16 protein-coding genes and 1 tRNA gene are annotated in these 14893 nt (G+C 52.4%); 13 read left to right on the forward strand and 4 right to left on the reverse strand.

From position 1 onward, the window contains the following. Positions 1-127 precede the first annotated feature (127 nt). From P9J57_RS16325 to P9J57_RS16340, 4 genes are read left to right on the forward strand one after another with little or no spacing between them, the layout of a single operon-like run. The gene (locus tag P9J57_RS16325) at positions 128-1651 is read left to right on the forward strand and encodes an amino acid ABC transporter permease/ATP-binding protein (RefSeq protein ID WP_019106323.1); all 1524 of its coding nucleotides are present in this window, start codon (positions 128-130) and stop codon (positions 1649-1651) included. A 27-nt stretch (positions 1652-1678) separates the two neighbouring features. Then, positions 1679-2551 carry a phytanoyl-CoA dioxygenase family protein gene (locus tag P9J57_RS16330; protein WP_210508017.1) on the forward strand — a complete coding sequence of 291 codons (873 nt, stop codon included), beginning with the start codon at positions 1679-1681 and terminating at the stop codon, positions 2549-2551. Positions 2552-2574: 23 nt separating this feature from the next. Further along, positions 2575-3390, forward strand: coding sequence for an ABC transporter substrate-binding protein (locus P9J57_RS16335; RefSeq protein WP_013024736.1), 816 nt, complete (start codon positions 2575-2577; stop codon positions 3388-3390). Positions 3391-3433: 43 nt separating this feature from the next. Further along, on the forward strand, positions 3434-4165 hold the full coding sequence (locus tag P9J57_RS16340; protein WP_483279297.1) for a class II aldolase and adducin N-terminal domain-containing protein: 732 nt from the start codon (positions 3434-3436) through the stop codon (positions 4163-4165). 94 nt (positions 4166-4259) lie between these two features. On the opposite strand, the gene puuE is transcribed toward P9J57_RS16340, so the two are convergent. The 3 genes from puuE to P9J57_RS16355 are packed head-to-tail and all read right to left on the reverse strand — an operon-like array spanning position 4260 to position 6704. Beyond that, on the reverse strand, positions 4260-5219 hold the full coding sequence (gene puuE, locus P9J57_RS16345) for an allantoinase PuuE (protein ID WP_014606528.1): 960 nt from the start codon (positions 5217-5219) through the stop codon (positions 4260-4262). A gap of 34 nt (positions 5220-5253) precedes the next feature. Continuing rightward, on the reverse strand, positions 5254-5985 hold the full coding sequence (gene hpxA, locus P9J57_RS16350; protein ID WP_014606529.1) for an allantoin racemase: 732 nt from the start codon (positions 5983-5985) through the stop codon (positions 5254-5256). Beyond that, the gene (locus P9J57_RS16355; protein ID WP_014592984.1) at positions 5982-6704 is read right to left on the reverse strand and encodes a GntR family transcriptional regulator; all 723 of its coding nucleotides are present in this window, start codon (positions 6702-6704) and stop codon (positions 5982-5984) included. The genes hpxA and P9J57_RS16355 overlap by 4 nt, the downstream gene beginning before the upstream one ends. Positions 6705-6846: 142 nt before the next feature. Here P9J57_RS16355 and P9J57_RS16360 point away from each other — a divergent pair, with 142 nt between their 5' ends. From P9J57_RS16360 to P9J57_RS16400, 9 genes are all read left to right on the forward strand, one after another. Next, entirely contained in the window at positions 6847-8346 is a 1500-nt protein-coding gene (locus P9J57_RS16360) for an NCS1 family nucleobase:cation symporter-1 (RefSeq protein ID WP_015700909.1), read from the forward strand. Positions 8347-8844: 498 nt separating this feature from the next. Continuing rightward, complete coding sequence (gene srlA, locus P9J57_RS16365) at positions 8845-9393, forward strand: PTS glucitol/sorbitol transporter subunit IIC (RefSeq protein WP_013024730.1); 549 nt, start codon at positions 8845-8847, stop codon at positions 9391-9393. Positions 9394-9410: 17 nt separating this feature from the next. Then, positions 9411-10427 carry a PTS glucitol/sorbitol transporter subunit IIB gene (srlE, locus tag P9J57_RS16370; RefSeq protein ID WP_015700910.1) on the forward strand — a complete coding sequence of 339 codons (1017 nt, stop codon included), beginning with the start codon at positions 9411-9413 and terminating at the stop codon, positions 10425-10427. A gap of 23 nt (positions 10428-10450) precedes the next feature. Continuing rightward, positions 10451-10810, forward strand: a complete 360-nt coding sequence (locus P9J57_RS16375; RefSeq protein WP_014606533.1) for a PTS glucitol/sorbitol transporter subunit IIA — start codon at positions 10451-10453, stop codon at positions 10808-10810. Between the two features lie 9 nt (positions 10811-10819). Then, complete coding sequence (gene srlD / locus P9J57_RS16380) at positions 10820-11599, forward strand: sorbitol-6-phosphate dehydrogenase (RefSeq protein WP_014606534.1); 780 nt, start codon at positions 10820-10822, stop codon at positions 11597-11599. A 54-nt stretch (positions 11600-11653) separates the two neighbouring features. Further along, positions 11654-12019: a transcriptional regulator GutM gene (locus P9J57_RS16385; RefSeq protein WP_015700912.1), complete on the forward strand. Its 366-nt coding sequence runs from the start codon at positions 11654-11656 to the stop codon at positions 12017-12019. Positions 12020-12098: 79 nt separating this feature from the next. Further along, positions 12099-12875 carry a glucitol operon DNA-binding transcriptional repressor SrlR gene (gene srlR / locus P9J57_RS16390; RefSeq protein WP_014606536.1) on the forward strand — a complete coding sequence of 259 codons (777 nt, stop codon included), beginning with the start codon at positions 12099-12101 and terminating at the stop codon, positions 12873-12875. Continuing rightward, positions 12865-13824: a KpsF/GutQ family sugar-phosphate isomerase gene (locus P9J57_RS16395; RefSeq protein ID WP_423461164.1), complete on the forward strand. Its 960-nt coding sequence runs from the start codon at positions 12865-12867 to the stop codon at positions 13822-13824. The genes srlR and P9J57_RS16395 overlap by 11 nt, the downstream gene beginning before the upstream one ends. Positions 13825-13870: 46 nt before the next feature. Then, positions 13871-14539: a transaldolase family protein gene (locus tag P9J57_RS16400; protein WP_013024723.1), complete on the forward strand. Its 669-nt coding sequence runs from the start codon at positions 13871-13873 to the stop codon at positions 14537-14539. A 153-nt stretch (positions 14540-14692) separates the two neighbouring features. Here the strand turns inward: P9J57_RS16400 and P9J57_RS16405 are convergent. Then, a tRNA-Asp gene (locus P9J57_RS16405) sits at positions 14693-14769 on the reverse strand. Positions 14770-14893: the final 124 nt, after the last annotated feature.

Below are 14893 nucleotides of genomic sequence, written 5' to 3' on the forward strand. Positions count from 1 at the left end.
AGCCATTGGATAGTTTTTTTAAAATCAGAACCAAAGAAATTACTAATTGCTATCGTTCCCGTCATGCCGCCATAGTGAATTACAGAATTAAATGACTAACCCTCTTCTGTTTAATGTGAGCAAGCCCATGACATTTAACTGGAACTATATGTTCAGTCTGTTTAGCGACGCTAACTTTTGGCTGGCGACCTGGACCGTCATCAAACTGAGCCTGCTGACCTGGGGAATGAGCATTATCGCGGGATTTATTCTGGCGCTGGCCAAGCAGTCGCGCCATCCCTTGTTGACGCTGCCTGCCCGATTTTATATCTGGCTCTTTCGCAGCCTGCCCTTACTGGTTCTGCTGATCTTTGTTTACAACCTGCCTCAGGCAGTGCCCGCCACGTCGGCGATATTGAGCGATCCGTTTTGGGCCGGGTTTATCGCGCTGACCATTTGTGAGAGCGCCTACATCGCGGAGATTCACCGCGGTGGGCTGCTGTCAATTCCCAGGGGCCAGAGCGAGGCTGCCCGGGCACTGGGACTACGCTATGCCGGTATTCAGTGGCGCATTATTATTCCGCAGGCTCTGCGTGTGGCCTTGCCCGCGCTGGCGAACGAATACATCGCAATCGTGAAGCTGACGTCGCTGGTCTCTGTTATCTCACTTACCGAAATTTTGATGGTCGGCCAGCGGCTTTACTCGCAGAACTTTCTGGTCATGGAAACCATGGCTGCCGTGGCCTTCTATTACGTGCTGATCGTCACCGTCTTTGATTTCCTGTTAAAGCAGCTGGAGCGCTATCTTGACGTCACGCAGCGTCAGCCTTCCGGCAAACCCGATGCGCAACTGTTCGACCTCGCACAACGCACGGCGGTGAACCCGGTTCGTCAGGCAGTGCACGACAGCGGGCCAGCGTTGCAGGCCCTGCGTCTTCACAAGGCTTACAACAATGTTGAAGTACTGGGCGCAGTGAACCTGCAGATCCACGCTGGTGAGGTGGTCTCGGTGATCGGGCCTTCAGGCTCGGGAAAAACCACGCTGATTCGCCTGCTCAATGGCCTGGAGCAGATCGATAACGGTGAGATTCGTATTAACGGAAAACCTTTTATTCACCTTCGTCAGCAGGGAGAACAACGTAAGCCACGCTTCATTGAGCATACCGAGCACCGCCTCAACATTGGGATGGTTTTTCAGAGCTTCAACTTGTTCAGCCACCTCAACGTTATGGATAACCTGATGCTGGCACCGCGCTATCACAAGCTCGCGCCCACCCAGGCCTTAAAGCAGCAGGCCGCCGCGCTGCTTTTCAAAGTCGGCATGCTCGAACATGCGTGGAAATACCCTCATCAGCTCTCCGGTGGTCAGCAGCAACGCGTGGCTATCGCACGCGCCTTAATGATGCGCCCCCAAATCATGCTGTTCGACGAACCCACGTCAGCGCTGGATCCTGAAAAAGTGAATGAAGTCCTTCAGGTGATTGAAGCCCTGGCAAGCGAGGGCATCACCATGGTGATCGTGACCCATGAGATGAACTTTGCCTTCAAAGTTTCTGACCGAATTGTCTTTATGGAAAAAGGACGCGTGGTCTGTGACGACGCACCCCAGGCGCTGCGCGATGGCCAGCATCCGCGCGTGGAAGCATTTCTGAAGGATGTCTCGCTGGCGTAACGATGTATTCAACACGAGGGCACGACCATGATTGAACAGTGGCAGGTAGATCAGTATCACCAGCAGGGATTTCTGGTAGTTGAACATGTCCTGACAAGCGAGGAAATCGCCGCGCTGCAGCACGATTTTGACCAATGGGTTGAGGAAAGCCGCAGCCAGAGTGCCCCCTGGGGCAATACTCAGGATGGCCGTTCGCGTTTCGACATTGAGAGCGATCACAGTGCCGAACATCCTTCTTTGCGTCGCGTGAGCTCACCAAACGACATCTCTGCCGCCTATCGCCATGCGGCACTGCAGTCACGAATGGCGCAGATTGCCGGGCAGTTAATTGGTGGCAGCGGCGCACGCTATCATCACAGCAAGATCAACTCGAAGCTGCCCCATACCGCAACGAAAGTGGAATGGCATCAGGATTTCCTGTTCACCCCGCACAGCAACGACGATATCGTGACCGCGCTGCTGATGGTCAGTGAGGTCACGCCGGAAAATGGCCCGCTGAACGTGGTGCCGGGCAGCCATCGGGGACCACTGTATTCGCACTGGCAGGACGGGCGTTTTACTGGGGCCGTCGAGCCTGCGGTGGTGAAAGAACAGTGTCAGCAGCCCAGCGCCTGCTTTGGTCCCTCCGGGTCCGTGTGCTTTATGCACACAAGGCTGCTGCACGCCTCCAGCCCCAATGAAACCGAGTGGCCGCGCACGCTGTTTATCGCCGTGTACGCGGCGGAAGACGCGCTGCCGTTCGGTGAAAACCCCTTGCCCAGCCCGGATGCCGGAACGCTGGTTTATGGTGACGAAAGCGGCATGGTCCGCAGCACCCCAAATGAACTTCGCCTGCCGCAGAAACCACGCGGAGCCTCGTTCTTTGTTCAGCAGGCAGGTCAAGATCTTGCCAACGTCTGATTGCGCCTAACAGAGAGATAATAATGATGAAAACATGTGTATTAAGTCTGCTTGCCGCAGGCGCTGTCCTGGCGTCATTTAACGCCTCAGCCTTTTTACAACCAGGTAAAATCATCGCCGGATCGGATATGACCTTCTTTCCGTATGAATACATGAAGGATAATAAACCTGCCGGCTTTGACATTGAGTTTCTTGATGGCCTGGCAAAAGTGATGGGCCGTCAGGCCGTGAATATTGATACCCGTTTTCCTAACCTGATCACCGGTTTACAGAGTAACCGGTTCGATATCACTAACTCGTCGATGTATATCACCGCCGATCGCATGAAAGTGATCGACATGATTCCCTACCTGAAAAGCGGCGAGGCTATCCTGTCGCTGAAGGGAAGTGATTATCAACCCAAGACGCCTGAAGAATTCTGCGGCCATAAAATTGGCTCGATGGGCGCCACCTCCTGGCTACAGCAGTTGCATAAACTGTCTGACGATTACTGTGTGAAAAACGGTAAGCCCCCTATCGCGATCAGCGAATATGCGACCGATCCTCAGACGACTCAGGCGATGCTTTCCCATGCGGTGGAAGCGCAGATCACCGATGCCGCGGTGGCGCGTGGCGTTGTCCAGAAGCTGGGCGACCGCATCCAGATATCTTCCACGACGCTCATCTATCCCGTATTAAACGGTTTCGGCGTGAAGAAGGACAATACGGAGGTGAAACAGGCCCTGGTTGCGGCGCTGGAAGCCTACAGTAAAACGCCAGAGTATGCCGCACTGCTCAAAAAATACCATTTTGAAGCGCCGACGGCGGACGATCTCAAGACCTTGATGCCTAAGCCTTAATCTCAAACGCGTGCCGGGCACGCGTTCATTTTCAGGAGGTAATATGGCGCTTTCTTTCGAAGAACAAACGCGTATCGATCTGGCGGCAGCCTTCCGCATTATTGCCCACCTGGGCATGCATGAGGCGGTAGCGAATCATTTCAGTGCCGCTGTCTCACCGGATGGTAAGCAGTTTCTGATGAACCCAAAGTGGAAACACTTTTCACGCCTTCGCGCCAGCGATTTACTGCTGCTCAATGCTGAAGATGCATCCTGTGCAGAGTGGGATGATGTTGATGCCACCGCCTGGTCCATTCATGGGCAAATTCATCAGCGGCTGCCAGAAACCCGGGTCGTGATGCATCTGCATCCGGTTTACACCACCAGCGTTGCCTGCCTGGCGCAGCCGCACATTCCGCCTGTCGATCAAAACAGCGCGCGCTACTTCAACCGCATCGCGGTAGATACGTTATACGGTGGCATGGCCGATACGAAAGAGGAAGGCGCACGTCTGGCCAGCCTGCTGACCGATAAGCGTCGTCTGTTAATGGGCAATCACGGCGTCATGGTTACCGCCCAGACCATTGGCGAGGCCTTTGATGACATCTGGACGCTAGAGCGCGCCTGCCAGATTTTGGTTACCGCCTGGTCTACCGGGCAACCCTTGAAAGTCCTGAGCGATGAGGTCGCGGAAAAAACGGCCCGCGACTGGGAAGGTATTCCCGACTTCTCTATGCGGCATTTCGAGGAGATGAAGCAGTTGATGATTGAGGCCGATCCCGCCCTGTGCGACTGAGCGCTTCCACGCACGGCTGTCACGCAGGTGACAGCAACAGAGACAGCACGTGGCGACAGCCTTTTGCCGCCACGCGCTTGCCGCCCGGAAGCGATTACGCTTCTGAAGCGGGATGCGTTTTTATCCAGTGCTCGGCAATCTGCTGCCGGGTACAGATCCACACATCCTTATGCTGCTGAATGTGGTCAAGGAAGTTTTGTAGCGCGCGGAATTTTCCCGGGCGCCCTAACAGGCGGCAGTGCATCCCCACCGACATCATTTTGGGCGCGGTCTCGCCCTCTTCATACAGCACGTCGAACGTATCGCGCAAATATGTGAAGAACTGCTCTGCGGTGTTAAAGCCCTGGGGCGATGCAAAGCGCATATCGTTACATTCGAGCGTATAGGGAATGATCAGATGCGGTTTTACCGTACCATCCTGACAGGTAACCTGCGTCCAGAAGGGCAGATCGTCGCCATAATAATCGCTGTCGTAACTGAATCCGCCCTGTTCGACCACCAGACGACGCGTATTCGGGCTGTCGCGTCCGGTGTACCAGCCCGTCGGCGCCTGACCAAACAGATCCGTTAACACATCCACCGCCTGCTGCATGTGCTGACGCTCGGTTTTAGCATCGATGCCCTGATAGTGGATCCAGCGCCAGCCGTGACTGACCACGTCGTACTTCGCCTGTTTAATGGCGTCTACGATTTCAGGATGACGCGCCAGGGCCATCGCCACACCGAACACGGTGAGGGGCAATCCCCGTTTCTGAAACTCGTTATGAATGCGCCAGAAACCGGCTCGGGAACCGTATTCATACAGCGATTCCATCGACATGTGACGATCGGGATAGCTGGCGGCACCAATGATGTCAGACAGGAACTGCTCTGAACCCGTGTCGCCATGTAATACGCTGTTCTCGGCCCCCTCCTCGTAGTTGAGCACAAACTGCACCGCCACCCGCGCTTTTTTGGGCCACGCCGCATGAGGAGGATTCGCGCCGTAACCGATTAGATCGCGCGGGTAATTTTTATTGAAGCTGTAGGTTTTCTTATCCTGGCTTTCAGTCATAACTTGCATCCTGTCGGTGAACGGGAACATCTGCTTAGTTTAGGTGCTGAAAGGCACCCGAGAGGGGTTTATGTAAAGGATAAGCCAAATCGCCCTGTTTGCTGGTGCCAAATCCCAGCGCCACCAGCGATTCCACCATTTTTACCGCCGCACTGACGCCATCAATCACCGGCATCTCCAGCTCCTGTGTGAGCGACGCCGCCAACGTTGCCATGCCGCCGCAGCCTAAAACAATCGCCCCACAGCCATCTTCCCGTTTTGCCTGTATACAGCGCTGGCGCACTTTCTCCTGTGCCAGTCCGCTGCCATCCTCCAGCGCCAGCACGGGTAAATCGATAGCATGTAAGGCCGCACAATGGTGGGTAAAGCCATACTGCTGAAGTAAATGTCGTGCGATGACCAGCGTGCGCGGCAACGTGGTGACGATCGAGAAACGCGTTGCCACCAGTGTGGCCGTATGCATGGCCGCTTCTGCGATGCCGATGACCGGACCGCTGGCCAGTTCACGTGCCGCCAGCAGTCCCGGATCGCCAAAACAGGCAATTACGTGGCCACTGACGCCCTGTGCTCTGCCAAGTTTCACCTGCTCCAGTACGCCTATCGCCGCAATCGCCTCATCGAAATGCCCTTCAATGGAGGGCACGCCCTGCGAAGGGCACACGGCGAGGATGTCCGTACCGGGCGCGGCAACGGCGCGGGCGGCCTGACCGATGGTTTCCGTCATCGCCTGGCTGGTATTGGGATTAATAACCTGAATCAGGCTCATGATACGGCTCCTTTGTGACCCGAAAATAACCGGGTGAAATCGGGCAAGGTTTCGCCGCCGCGTTCGAAATGCAGGCTGGAAACAATGTGTTCAAAGTGGTGCTGCAGTGAGTCAGTGAGCGGCACCAAGGCCTTTTCACGTAGCAGCTGTAACAAACGATCGTGATCATCACAGCGACAACCGCGTTGCCACGGCGCGCCCCACGCGGCAATCACCAGAGACGATCGCTGCGCCAGGCGCGTAACAAGATCGGTTAACACCTGATTGCCGGAAATCGCCTGCAGCTGAATATGAAATGCCGCCGAGAGACGAATCGCCGCAGGGCCATCGTGATGTTCGATGGCCGCCTTTTCCTGGGCGACCAGCGCAGCCAGCCCGGCAAGGTGAGGCGGCTGCATATGTTCCAGCACAGCGGGAAGGTTGGCGCACTCGAGTAAACTGCGGGTACGAAAAATATCACGGGCTTCATCAACGCCGGGCGTAGCAACATGTGCACCACGTTTGGGCGTAAGCGTAACCATTTGCACCGCAGCAAGGCGCTGCAACACTTTACGGATGCCCGTGCGGCTGACGCCAAAGACCTCTGAAAGCGCCTCTTCCGGCAATTTGCTGCCGGGCGGCAGTTGGTGTTCAACAATGGCGTTCATTAACGCCTGATAGATAGGTTCATCTTTATCATGCAGATCGGCCGCCGTTCTCTGGCCCTTTTCACTCTTCATTACCTGCTCCGGTAAACAGCGTTGCGTCACTTATCGTATACGTTAAAAATAAATTTTGTATACAAAAAACAAATTTGGCCTGGATCCTGCAAAGTCATTTCACAAGGTTATTTTATTCATGTCTTTGAGAGGAGCAGGTTTCATGCCAAATCATTCAACGGTGAGTAGCACATCGGCCTCTGAAGCCGGGAAAGCATACAGTCCAAAGCTATGTAATGAAGACCTGGCGCCTACGCGCCATCAAAACTGGTCCTGGTACAACATCTTTTCTTTCTGGATGTCGGACGTACACAGCATGGGCGGCTATGTGGTAGCGGCGAGCTTCTTCACGTTGGGCCTGGCGAGCTGGCAGGTGCTGCTCTGCCTGTTGGCGGGGATCTGCATTGTTCAGCTCTGCGCCAACCTGGTCGCTAAACCGAGCCAGATGGCCGGTGTGCCTTATGCGGTTATTTGTCGTCAGGCATTCGGTGTTTTCGGGGCTAATATTCCGGCGGTAATCCGCGGCCTGATTGCATTTGCCTGGTACGGTATTCAGACCTGGCTGGCGGCAAACGCGCTGATGCTGGTGCTGCTGAAGTTTTACCCGTCGCTTGAAAGCCTGACCCACAGCCACTGGCTTGGTTTATCGCAGCTGGGCTGGTACTGCTTTGGCGTGATGTGGGTTCTGCAGGCAATGGTGTTCTGGCATGGCATGAGTGCGATTAAGCGCTTTATCGATATCGCAGGCCCCGCAGTGTATGTGGTGATGCTGGCACTGGCGGGCTGGATTGTATACAAAACCGGTTTCGACGGTATCTCCTTTACGCTGGCCAGCAAGTCGCTGTCGGCAGGCGAACAAACCTGGCAGATGATTACGGCAACGGCATTAGTGGTGTCTTACTTCTCAGGCCCGCTGCTGAACTTTGGTGACTTTTCCCGCTATGGCAAAAGCATGGGCGAGATCCGCCGGGGTAACCGCTGGGGACTGCCGTTCAACTTTCTGCTGTTCTCCATCGTGACCGTTGTCATTGTATCGGGCACTCAATCCCTGTTTGGCAAAATGATTACCGATCCTATTGAAACCGTCAGCATGGTCGGCAGCGATTTAGCCGTGGCGATTGGCTTACTGACTATGATCACCGCAACGATCGGTATCAACATCGTGGCGAACTTTGTCTCGCCTGCTTTCGATTTTTCAAACTGTTCGCCGCAGAAAATCAGTTTCCGCACCGGTGGCATGATTGCGGCAGTCGGATCGGTCCTGCTCACACCGTGGAATCTGTTTCAGTCTCCTGAACTGATTCACTACACGCTCGACGTACTGGGTTCGTTTATCGGGCCGCTGTTTGGCATTCTGTTAGCCGATTTTTATCTGATTAAGGGCGGCCGTATTTCAGTAGACGATCTGTTTGATGCCACACCGCAGGGGCGCTACTGGTATCGCGGTGGATTTAACCCGAAGGCCATTATCGCTTTGCTGCCCTCAGTCGCTATCTGTCTGGTGATCAGTTTTATCCCTTCCCTGCATCAGGTGGCCAACTTTAGCTGGTTTATCGGCGTGGCGCTGGCGGCAAGCTGCTACTGGTTAGTGGCGCGAGAAAAGCAGACTGAGCAGAAAGACCTCACTATGCCTTCCGGCACGGTGGTCATGCAGAAGGAATAACGCCCTGTTCAGACGCAGTATGACTGTACAATAACCATATAAACGACTCTGACTGGAGTCGTTTTTTTTAATAGCCGAACACCGGATCGCCTTGATGGCGAATACTGCTAACTGTTTGGCGCGCCAGCCCTTACCGCCCCAGATAATGTTCGCGTGTGAATACGCGCTCATCCTGTTTGCCCCTCTCCCTTTCGTGCAAAAGCGCCGTGTGCCCGTTACCCCCTGTCTTGACCTGCTAGAAATTTGCAGTGACAAGGCATTTAAAATCAGCGAGATAAGTCATTAAACCCTCTGCGTATCCCGGCGTCGCGGTAACGAAAGAACGCGGGATTCCCGCACCCGATAACATTCATTTCAAAATAAAAAAGATTCAAAATGAAAGTTAAATGATTTATTTGTGATCTATATAAAATATTTATGCCTTTTAAACGACTATATTTTCTGCGTGTTAAGACCTAACCAACGTGAAAATCCGGGCAACCTTAAAAGGAGCGGCACATGATTGATGCAATCACCTTTGGTGCGGAATGGTTTATTGGACTGTTCCAGAAAGGAGGTGAAGTTTTTGTCGGCATGGTGACAGGAATTTTACCTTTGTTAATTAGTTTATTAGTCGTAATGAACGCGTTAATACGATTCGTAGGGCAACATCGAATTGAACGACTGGCACAGAAATGTGCGGGCAATCCTGTATCACGCTATTTGCTTTTACCGCTTATTGGCACCTTTGTTTTTTGTAACCCGATGACACTCAGCCTGGGGCGATTTATGCCCGAGAAATATAAGCCAGGATATTACGCGGCCTCGTCATACAGTTGCCATTCAATGAATGGGTTATTTCCGCACGTGAATCCGGGTGAACTCTTCGTTTATTTAGGGGTTGCCAGTGGCCTGACAACCCTGGGCTTACCCCTGGGCCCTCTTGCTGTCAGCTATTTTCTGGTTGGGCTTTTTACTAACTTTTTTCGCGGCTGGATTACCGATCTCACCACCAGCCTGTTTGAAAAAAAGATGGGCATCAAACTCGATAAAAACGTTCAGCTCTAATAAAGGCGGAAAATAAAATGACGACACAAATCCGTATCGAAAAAGGAAGCAGCGGTTGGGGCGGCCCTTTACAACTTGATATAACACCCGGGAAAAAAATTGTTTACATCACCGCCGGCGCCCGACCGTCAATCGTGGACAGGATCAGTGAAATCACCCATTGGGAAGCCGTAGATGGTTTCAAACAAGGGGAACCGCCAGCCGATGAAATTGGTCTGGCCATCATCGATTGTGGTGGCACGCTGCGTTGTGGTCTTTATCCCAAACGCGGTATCCCCACCGTGAATATCCATGCGACAGGAAAGTCCGGACCGCTGGCACAATATATCCTGGAAGACATTTATGTCTCTGGCGTTAAGCCTGAGAATATCAGCATCGTCAATCGCGAGGATCACGGCAGTAAAGACGTCATTCACACCCATGACGAAAAACGTGCTGCCCCCGCGCCCCGTGGCGCTGGCGCGGGGAAAGATTATGACTCGAGTAAAAAAATTACCGAGCAAAGCGACGGTTTACTGGCAAAAATTGGCACAGGCATGGGGACCGTCGTTGCCGAATTTTTCCAGGCCGGGCGGGATACCATTGATACCGTACTCAAGACCATCCTCCCTTTTATGGCATTTGTGGCGGCCATCATTGGCATCATCATGGCCTCAGGTTTGGGCGACATGATTGCCCACGGGCTGACGCCACTCGCCACCAATCCTCTTGGCTTAATCACGCTGGCCTTAATCTGTTCCTTTCCGCTCCTGTCGCCGTTCTTGGGGCCGGGCGCCGTGATAGCCCAGGTTATTGGTGTACTCATTGGCGTTCAAATCGGACTGGGTCATATTCCGCCCCATCTTGCCCTGCCAGCCCTGTTTGCCATCAATGCACAAGCCGCTGCAGATTTTATTCCTGTGGGTTTATCGCTGGCGGAGGCGAAACAGGACACCGTGCGCGTGGGGGTTCCTTCCGTTCTGGTCGGCCGCTTCCTGACCGGTGCCCCTACCGTGCTGATTGCCTGGGCAGTCTCTGCCTTTATTTATCACTAAACGCCCCCTTCTGGAGAAAAGTCATGACGCACTTTGAAACCGAAATAATCAAAGTGGGCATAAACGCCCACGATGCGCTGCTTGAAAACATGATGATTTTATTTCGGGAAGGCGCACCCGCCGATATTCAGGATTATTGCTTTATCCACCAGCATGGCACGCTGACGGGGCATCCTGTCACGGGTTCAACCCTGCAGCTGGGAGAACGGTGTTATGCCGTGACGGCCATCGGTGAGGTCGCGATCGAAAACTTGCGCGAACTGGGCCATATCACCGTTGTTTTCGACGGGCAGCCAACCGCGCAACTGCCTGGTTCAATCCATGTTAGTGGAAAAGCGCCCGACAGAATTACGACTGAAACATCCGTAAAACTCTTTGCATAGGAGCGAGTTATGTCTGAAGTTGCTGTGGTTATCGGTGGTGGGCAAACGCTGGGGGCATTTCTGGCAAAAGGGCTGGCCGAAGCAGGTTACCGCGTTGCCGTCGCGGATTTGAAAGGGGAAAACGCCCGAAAGGTCGCCTCAGAAATTAACGCCGAATATGGCGCCGATCGGGCCGTGGGTTTTGAGGTTGATGCAACAGATGAGGCGAGTGTTATTGCGCTTGCTGGCAATATCGATAAGGTCTTTAAACAGGTCAATGTGATGATTTACAGTGCCGGCATGGCAAAAGCGTCCTTTGTCACTGATTTCGCCTTAAAAGATTTTGAAATATCTTTGCAGGTCAATCTGGTTGGGTATTTTCTCTGTGCACGTGAATTTTCCCGACTGATGATTCGCGATAATATTCCGGGCCGCATTATTCAGATCAATTCGAAGTCGGGCAAAACAGGCAGTAAACATAATTCGGGCTACAGCGCGGCTAAATTTGGCGGCGTGGGATTAACACAGTCACTGGCCCTCGATTTAGCGGATTATGGCATCAGAGTACATTCGCTGATGCTGGGTAATTTGCTCAAATCGCCGATGTTTCAGTCTCTGCTTCCTCAGTATGCAAAAAAACTGGGCATCTCGCCCGAGGAAGTTGAAGCCAGCTATATTGCAAAAGTGCCACTCAAGCGCGGTTGTGAATACCAGGATGTGCTGAACGTCTTGTTGTTTTATGCAAGTGACAAGGCCTCATATTGCACCGGGCAGTCTATCAATATCACGGGCGGCCAGGTGATGTTCTGATTGCCCCCTTCAATATCGCTGGCCTGGTATGTTGGCCTTGCTCAGGAGACGAAGATGAGTAGCGGGATAATTGCTGTAGCACTGTTGGCATGGCTGGCCCATTCGTTGTTTGGCTGGTATCAGTTACGACGCTTTAACCATATGCTGGAGGGGTTATTTCAGCAAGGTCGGGTTGGCATCGGGCGATCGGCTTCAAACCGCTTCAACGTTAAACCCCGCGTAATTATCGCAGTCGCGGTCAATCCCGAAGGACGAATCCTGGCGGCTGTCATTATGAAAGGCTTCACCGTTTTTGCGCGTCCACATGCTTTGCCTTTGTTAACCGACTGTTATCTTGATGATATCGATGCGAAAAAAATTTTTCCCGAACGTGAAACGTGTCAAAAAGCCTTACTTTCCGCCATATCAATGAAAGAGTGATGTGTTAAATTGAAAGCAGGATGAAAATTTTAGCGCTGCTTTAATTTTGACAAAACCCCTTTCAGATAAGGCGTTACTGATGAAACCGCAACAAAGACAGGAAGCTATCCTTGCCTATCTCCAAAAAAATGGCAAAACCACCATTGGCGATCTGATCGACTATTTCAAAGCAACAGGCACGACGATTCGCAAAGATCTGACCGAAATGGAAAAGCGCAGCGAGGTGATTCGTATTCACGGTGGCGTCATTCTGAGCCATGAAGAAGGCGATCAACCTATCGACCATAAAACGCATATCAACAGTGACAGAAAAAGGCACATTGCTGAATCGGCCATACAACTGGTTAACGATGGTGATTCGCTAATCCTGGATACTGGCAGCACTGTGCTTCAAATGGTCAGGCATCTCAAACCCTTCAATAACATTACCGTCATGACAAACAGCCTGCACATTGTGAATGCGTTAATGGAATTAGATGGCGATCAGACCATTTTAATGCCCGGCGGAACGTTACGAAAAAAGTCCGCCTCATTTCATGGCGGACTTGCCGAGTCAGCCTTTCGCTCTTTTAACTTCGATAAGTTATTTATTGGCGCCGATGGTATTGATTTGGATATGGGGATCACCACCTTTAACGAAGTTCATGCCGTCAGCACGTCGATGTGCGCGGCGGCTGACAGGATTATTGTTCTTGCTGATTCATCCAAGTTTGGTCGTAAAAGCCCAAATGTTGTGTGTAGTCTGGATAAGGTGGATACCATTATCACGGATGCCGGTATTACGCCTCATTACCTTCAGCGACTCGTGGACAAAAAAATCAACGTCATTGTCGCAGGAGGGGAGGATGAAGAATAAAGAGGTGCTGCTCGAGTATGCCAGAGAGGCCCTGTCGCTTGAAATTGCCGAGGCTCAGAATCTGTTTAACAGCTTAGATGACGCGTTTATCAATGCGTGTGAATTAATTCTGCAATGTCAGGGCAAAACGATTGTTTCTGGCATCGGTAAATCTGGCCATATTGGAAAAAAAATCGCCGCTTCGCTGGCCAGTACCGGCACTCCCGCTTTTTTTGTGCATCCTGCTGAGGCCTTGCATGGCGATCTGGGCATGATCACTTCGCAGGACGTGTTTATTTTTATCTCGAATTCCGGCAGCGCGGCTGAATTACAGATTATTGTTCCTGCCCTTAAGGCGCTCAACGTTCCCATTATTGCGATCACTAATGTCGCCCACTCCTTTCTGGCCCAGCAGGCCAACCACGTACTGCATCTTGCTGTTAATCGGGAAGCCTGCCCGATGGGGCTTGCGCCCACGTCGAGCGCCGTGAATACCCTGTTATTGGGTGACGCTTTGGCAATGGCGCTGATGCGTTCACGTAATTTTAATGAGGAGCAATTTGCCCGCTCCCATCCCGGAGGCAGCCTGGGCGCTGGCCTGCTTAATTCGGTTGCGCAATGTATGCGAAAAGGCGAACGCATTCCTCGCGTAAATAAAAACGCCTCCGTGTTAGATGCCATGGAAGAACTGACCCGTACCGGTATGGGGATTGTGATTGCCTGTGATGACGACAACGATATCGAGGGTATTTTTACTGACGGCGATCTGCGCCGCGCGCTGTTAGCTGGTAAAAAGCTGGACGATCGGCTTGATCCTCTCCTGACGCGCCCCGGCTACAAACTGGCCGAACACCTTAGCGTTGCGGCCGCTACGCATAAATTATATGACCGACGCATTAGCGCGGCGCCAGTCGTCAATCAACAGGGTCACTTAGTTGGAGCCATCAATCTCTATGATTTGCATAAATAACATTTATTTAGCCCGTTTTTAATCTATCAGCCACCTGGGAGGGAATATGGAATTGTATATCGATAGTGCAGATACGTTAGCTATTCACGATCTGGTCAACGTTTTACCCGTTAATGGCGTGACCACCAACCCTTCGCTCGTCGCCAAATCTGGCGTCGAACTGACGAAGTTAATCAGCGAGCTACGCACGATTTTAGGGAACGAGAAGCTTATCTTTGCTCAGGTTCTGGCAAAGGATACACCAACGATTATTCGCGAGGCGCAGTACCTCCATGAGCTGTGCGCCAATATGGTCGTGAAAATCCCCGTCGACCGGGCCGGACTCGCCGCGATTACCCAGTTGAAACAACGTAACATTCCTACTTTAGGCACGGCGATTTACTCTACCTCACAGGCGATGTTGGCGGCCTTTGCTGGCGCTGATTATATTGCGCCCTATTTCAACCGTATGGAAAATAATAATATCAATGCAAAGCAGGCCGTTTCAGATATGCAGCAATTTATTCAACTGCATAAGATGGAGTGCAAGATATTAGCAGCCAGCTTTAAAAACACGACGCAGGTAGCGGACTGCCTGCTCTCTGGCGCGGCGGCTGTCACCTTACCTGTCGATGTGATGTGCGAAATGTTTAACTCCCCTCTGGCAAAACATGCCATTGATGATTTCAGTCATGACTGGAATCGGGCGTTCAACCGTTTGCAGTTAATGATTTAGTGGTGCGAAGGTGTTAATCGTGCTGGCGTGAGACAACGTTTTTCTTTGGCAGCATTAATACTTTGGTTGCCTGAATGAAAGGAAATTGTTTCGGAGTTTTCGACGCTAGAAAAGCAAAAACGCCATGCTGATAACCAGCATGGCGTCGAAATTTGGCGGAACGGACGGGGCTCGAACCCGCGACCCCCTGCGTGACAGGCAGGTATTCTAACCAACTGAACTACCGCTCCGCGCTTTGTTCCCCGTCGGGAACGAGGCGCATATTAATCACAACATGAGTACGCGTCAACGCTTTTCCCCGTGCAACATTCTGTTTGCTGCTATTTTCGCCCCAATGTTGATTTTACACACAAA

Source organism: Pantoea sp. nfd-35 (genome assembly GCF_056892255.1).

Bases quoted from the DNA above. Each gene is read 5' to 3' on its own strand.
- P9J57_RS16325 (WP_019106323.1), top strand. From the start codon at position 128: ATGACATTTAACTGGAACTATATGTTCAGTCTGTTTAGCGACGCTAAC.
- P9J57_RS16330 (WP_210508017.1), top strand. From the start codon at position 1,679: ATGATTGAACAGTGGCAGGTAGATCAGTATCACCAGCAGGGATTTCTG.
- P9J57_RS16335 (WP_013024736.1), top strand. From the start codon at position 2,575: ATGATGAAAACATGTGTATTAAGTCTGCTTGCCGCAGGCGCTGTCCTG.
- P9J57_RS16340 (WP_483279297.1), top strand. From the start codon at position 3,434: ATGGCGCTTTCTTTCGAAGAACAAACGCGTATCGATCTGGCGGCAGCC.
- puuE (WP_014606528.1), bottom strand. From the start codon at position 5,219: ATGACTGAAAGCCAGGATAAGAAAACCTACAGCTTCAATAAAAATTAC.
- hpxA (WP_014606529.1), bottom strand. From the start codon at position 5,985: ATGAGCCTGATTCAGGTTATTAATCCCAATACCAGCCAGGCGATGACG.
- P9J57_RS16355 (WP_014592984.1), bottom strand. From the start codon at position 6,704: ATGAAGAGTGAAAAGGGCCAGAGAACGGCGGCCGATCTGCATGATAAA.
- P9J57_RS16360 (WP_015700909.1), top strand. From the start codon at position 6,847: ATGCCAAATCATTCAACGGTGAGTAGCACATCGGCCTCTGAAGCCGGG.
- srlA (WP_013024730.1), top strand. From the start codon at position 8,845: ATGATTGATGCAATCACCTTTGGTGCGGAATGGTTTATTGGACTGTTC.
- srlE (WP_015700910.1), top strand. From the start codon at position 9,411: ATGACGACACAAATCCGTATCGAAAAAGGAAGCAGCGGTTGGGGCGGC.
- P9J57_RS16375 (WP_014606533.1), top strand. From the start codon at position 10,451: ATGACGCACTTTGAAACCGAAATAATCAAAGTGGGCATAAACGCCCAC.
- srlD (WP_014606534.1), top strand. From the start codon at position 10,820: ATGTCTGAAGTTGCTGTGGTTATCGGTGGTGGGCAAACGCTGGGGGCA.
- P9J57_RS16385 (WP_015700912.1), top strand. From the start codon at position 11,654: ATGAGTAGCGGGATAATTGCTGTAGCACTGTTGGCATGGCTGGCCCAT.
- srlR (WP_014606536.1), top strand. From the start codon at position 12,099: ATGAAACCGCAACAAAGACAGGAAGCTATCCTTGCCTATCTCCAAAAA.
- P9J57_RS16395 (WP_423461164.1), top strand. From the start codon at position 12,865: ATGAAGAATAAAGAGGTGCTGCTCGAGTATGCCAGAGAGGCCCTGTCG.
- P9J57_RS16400 (WP_013024723.1), top strand. From the start codon at position 13,871: ATGGAATTGTATATCGATAGTGCAGATACGTTAGCTATTCACGATCTG.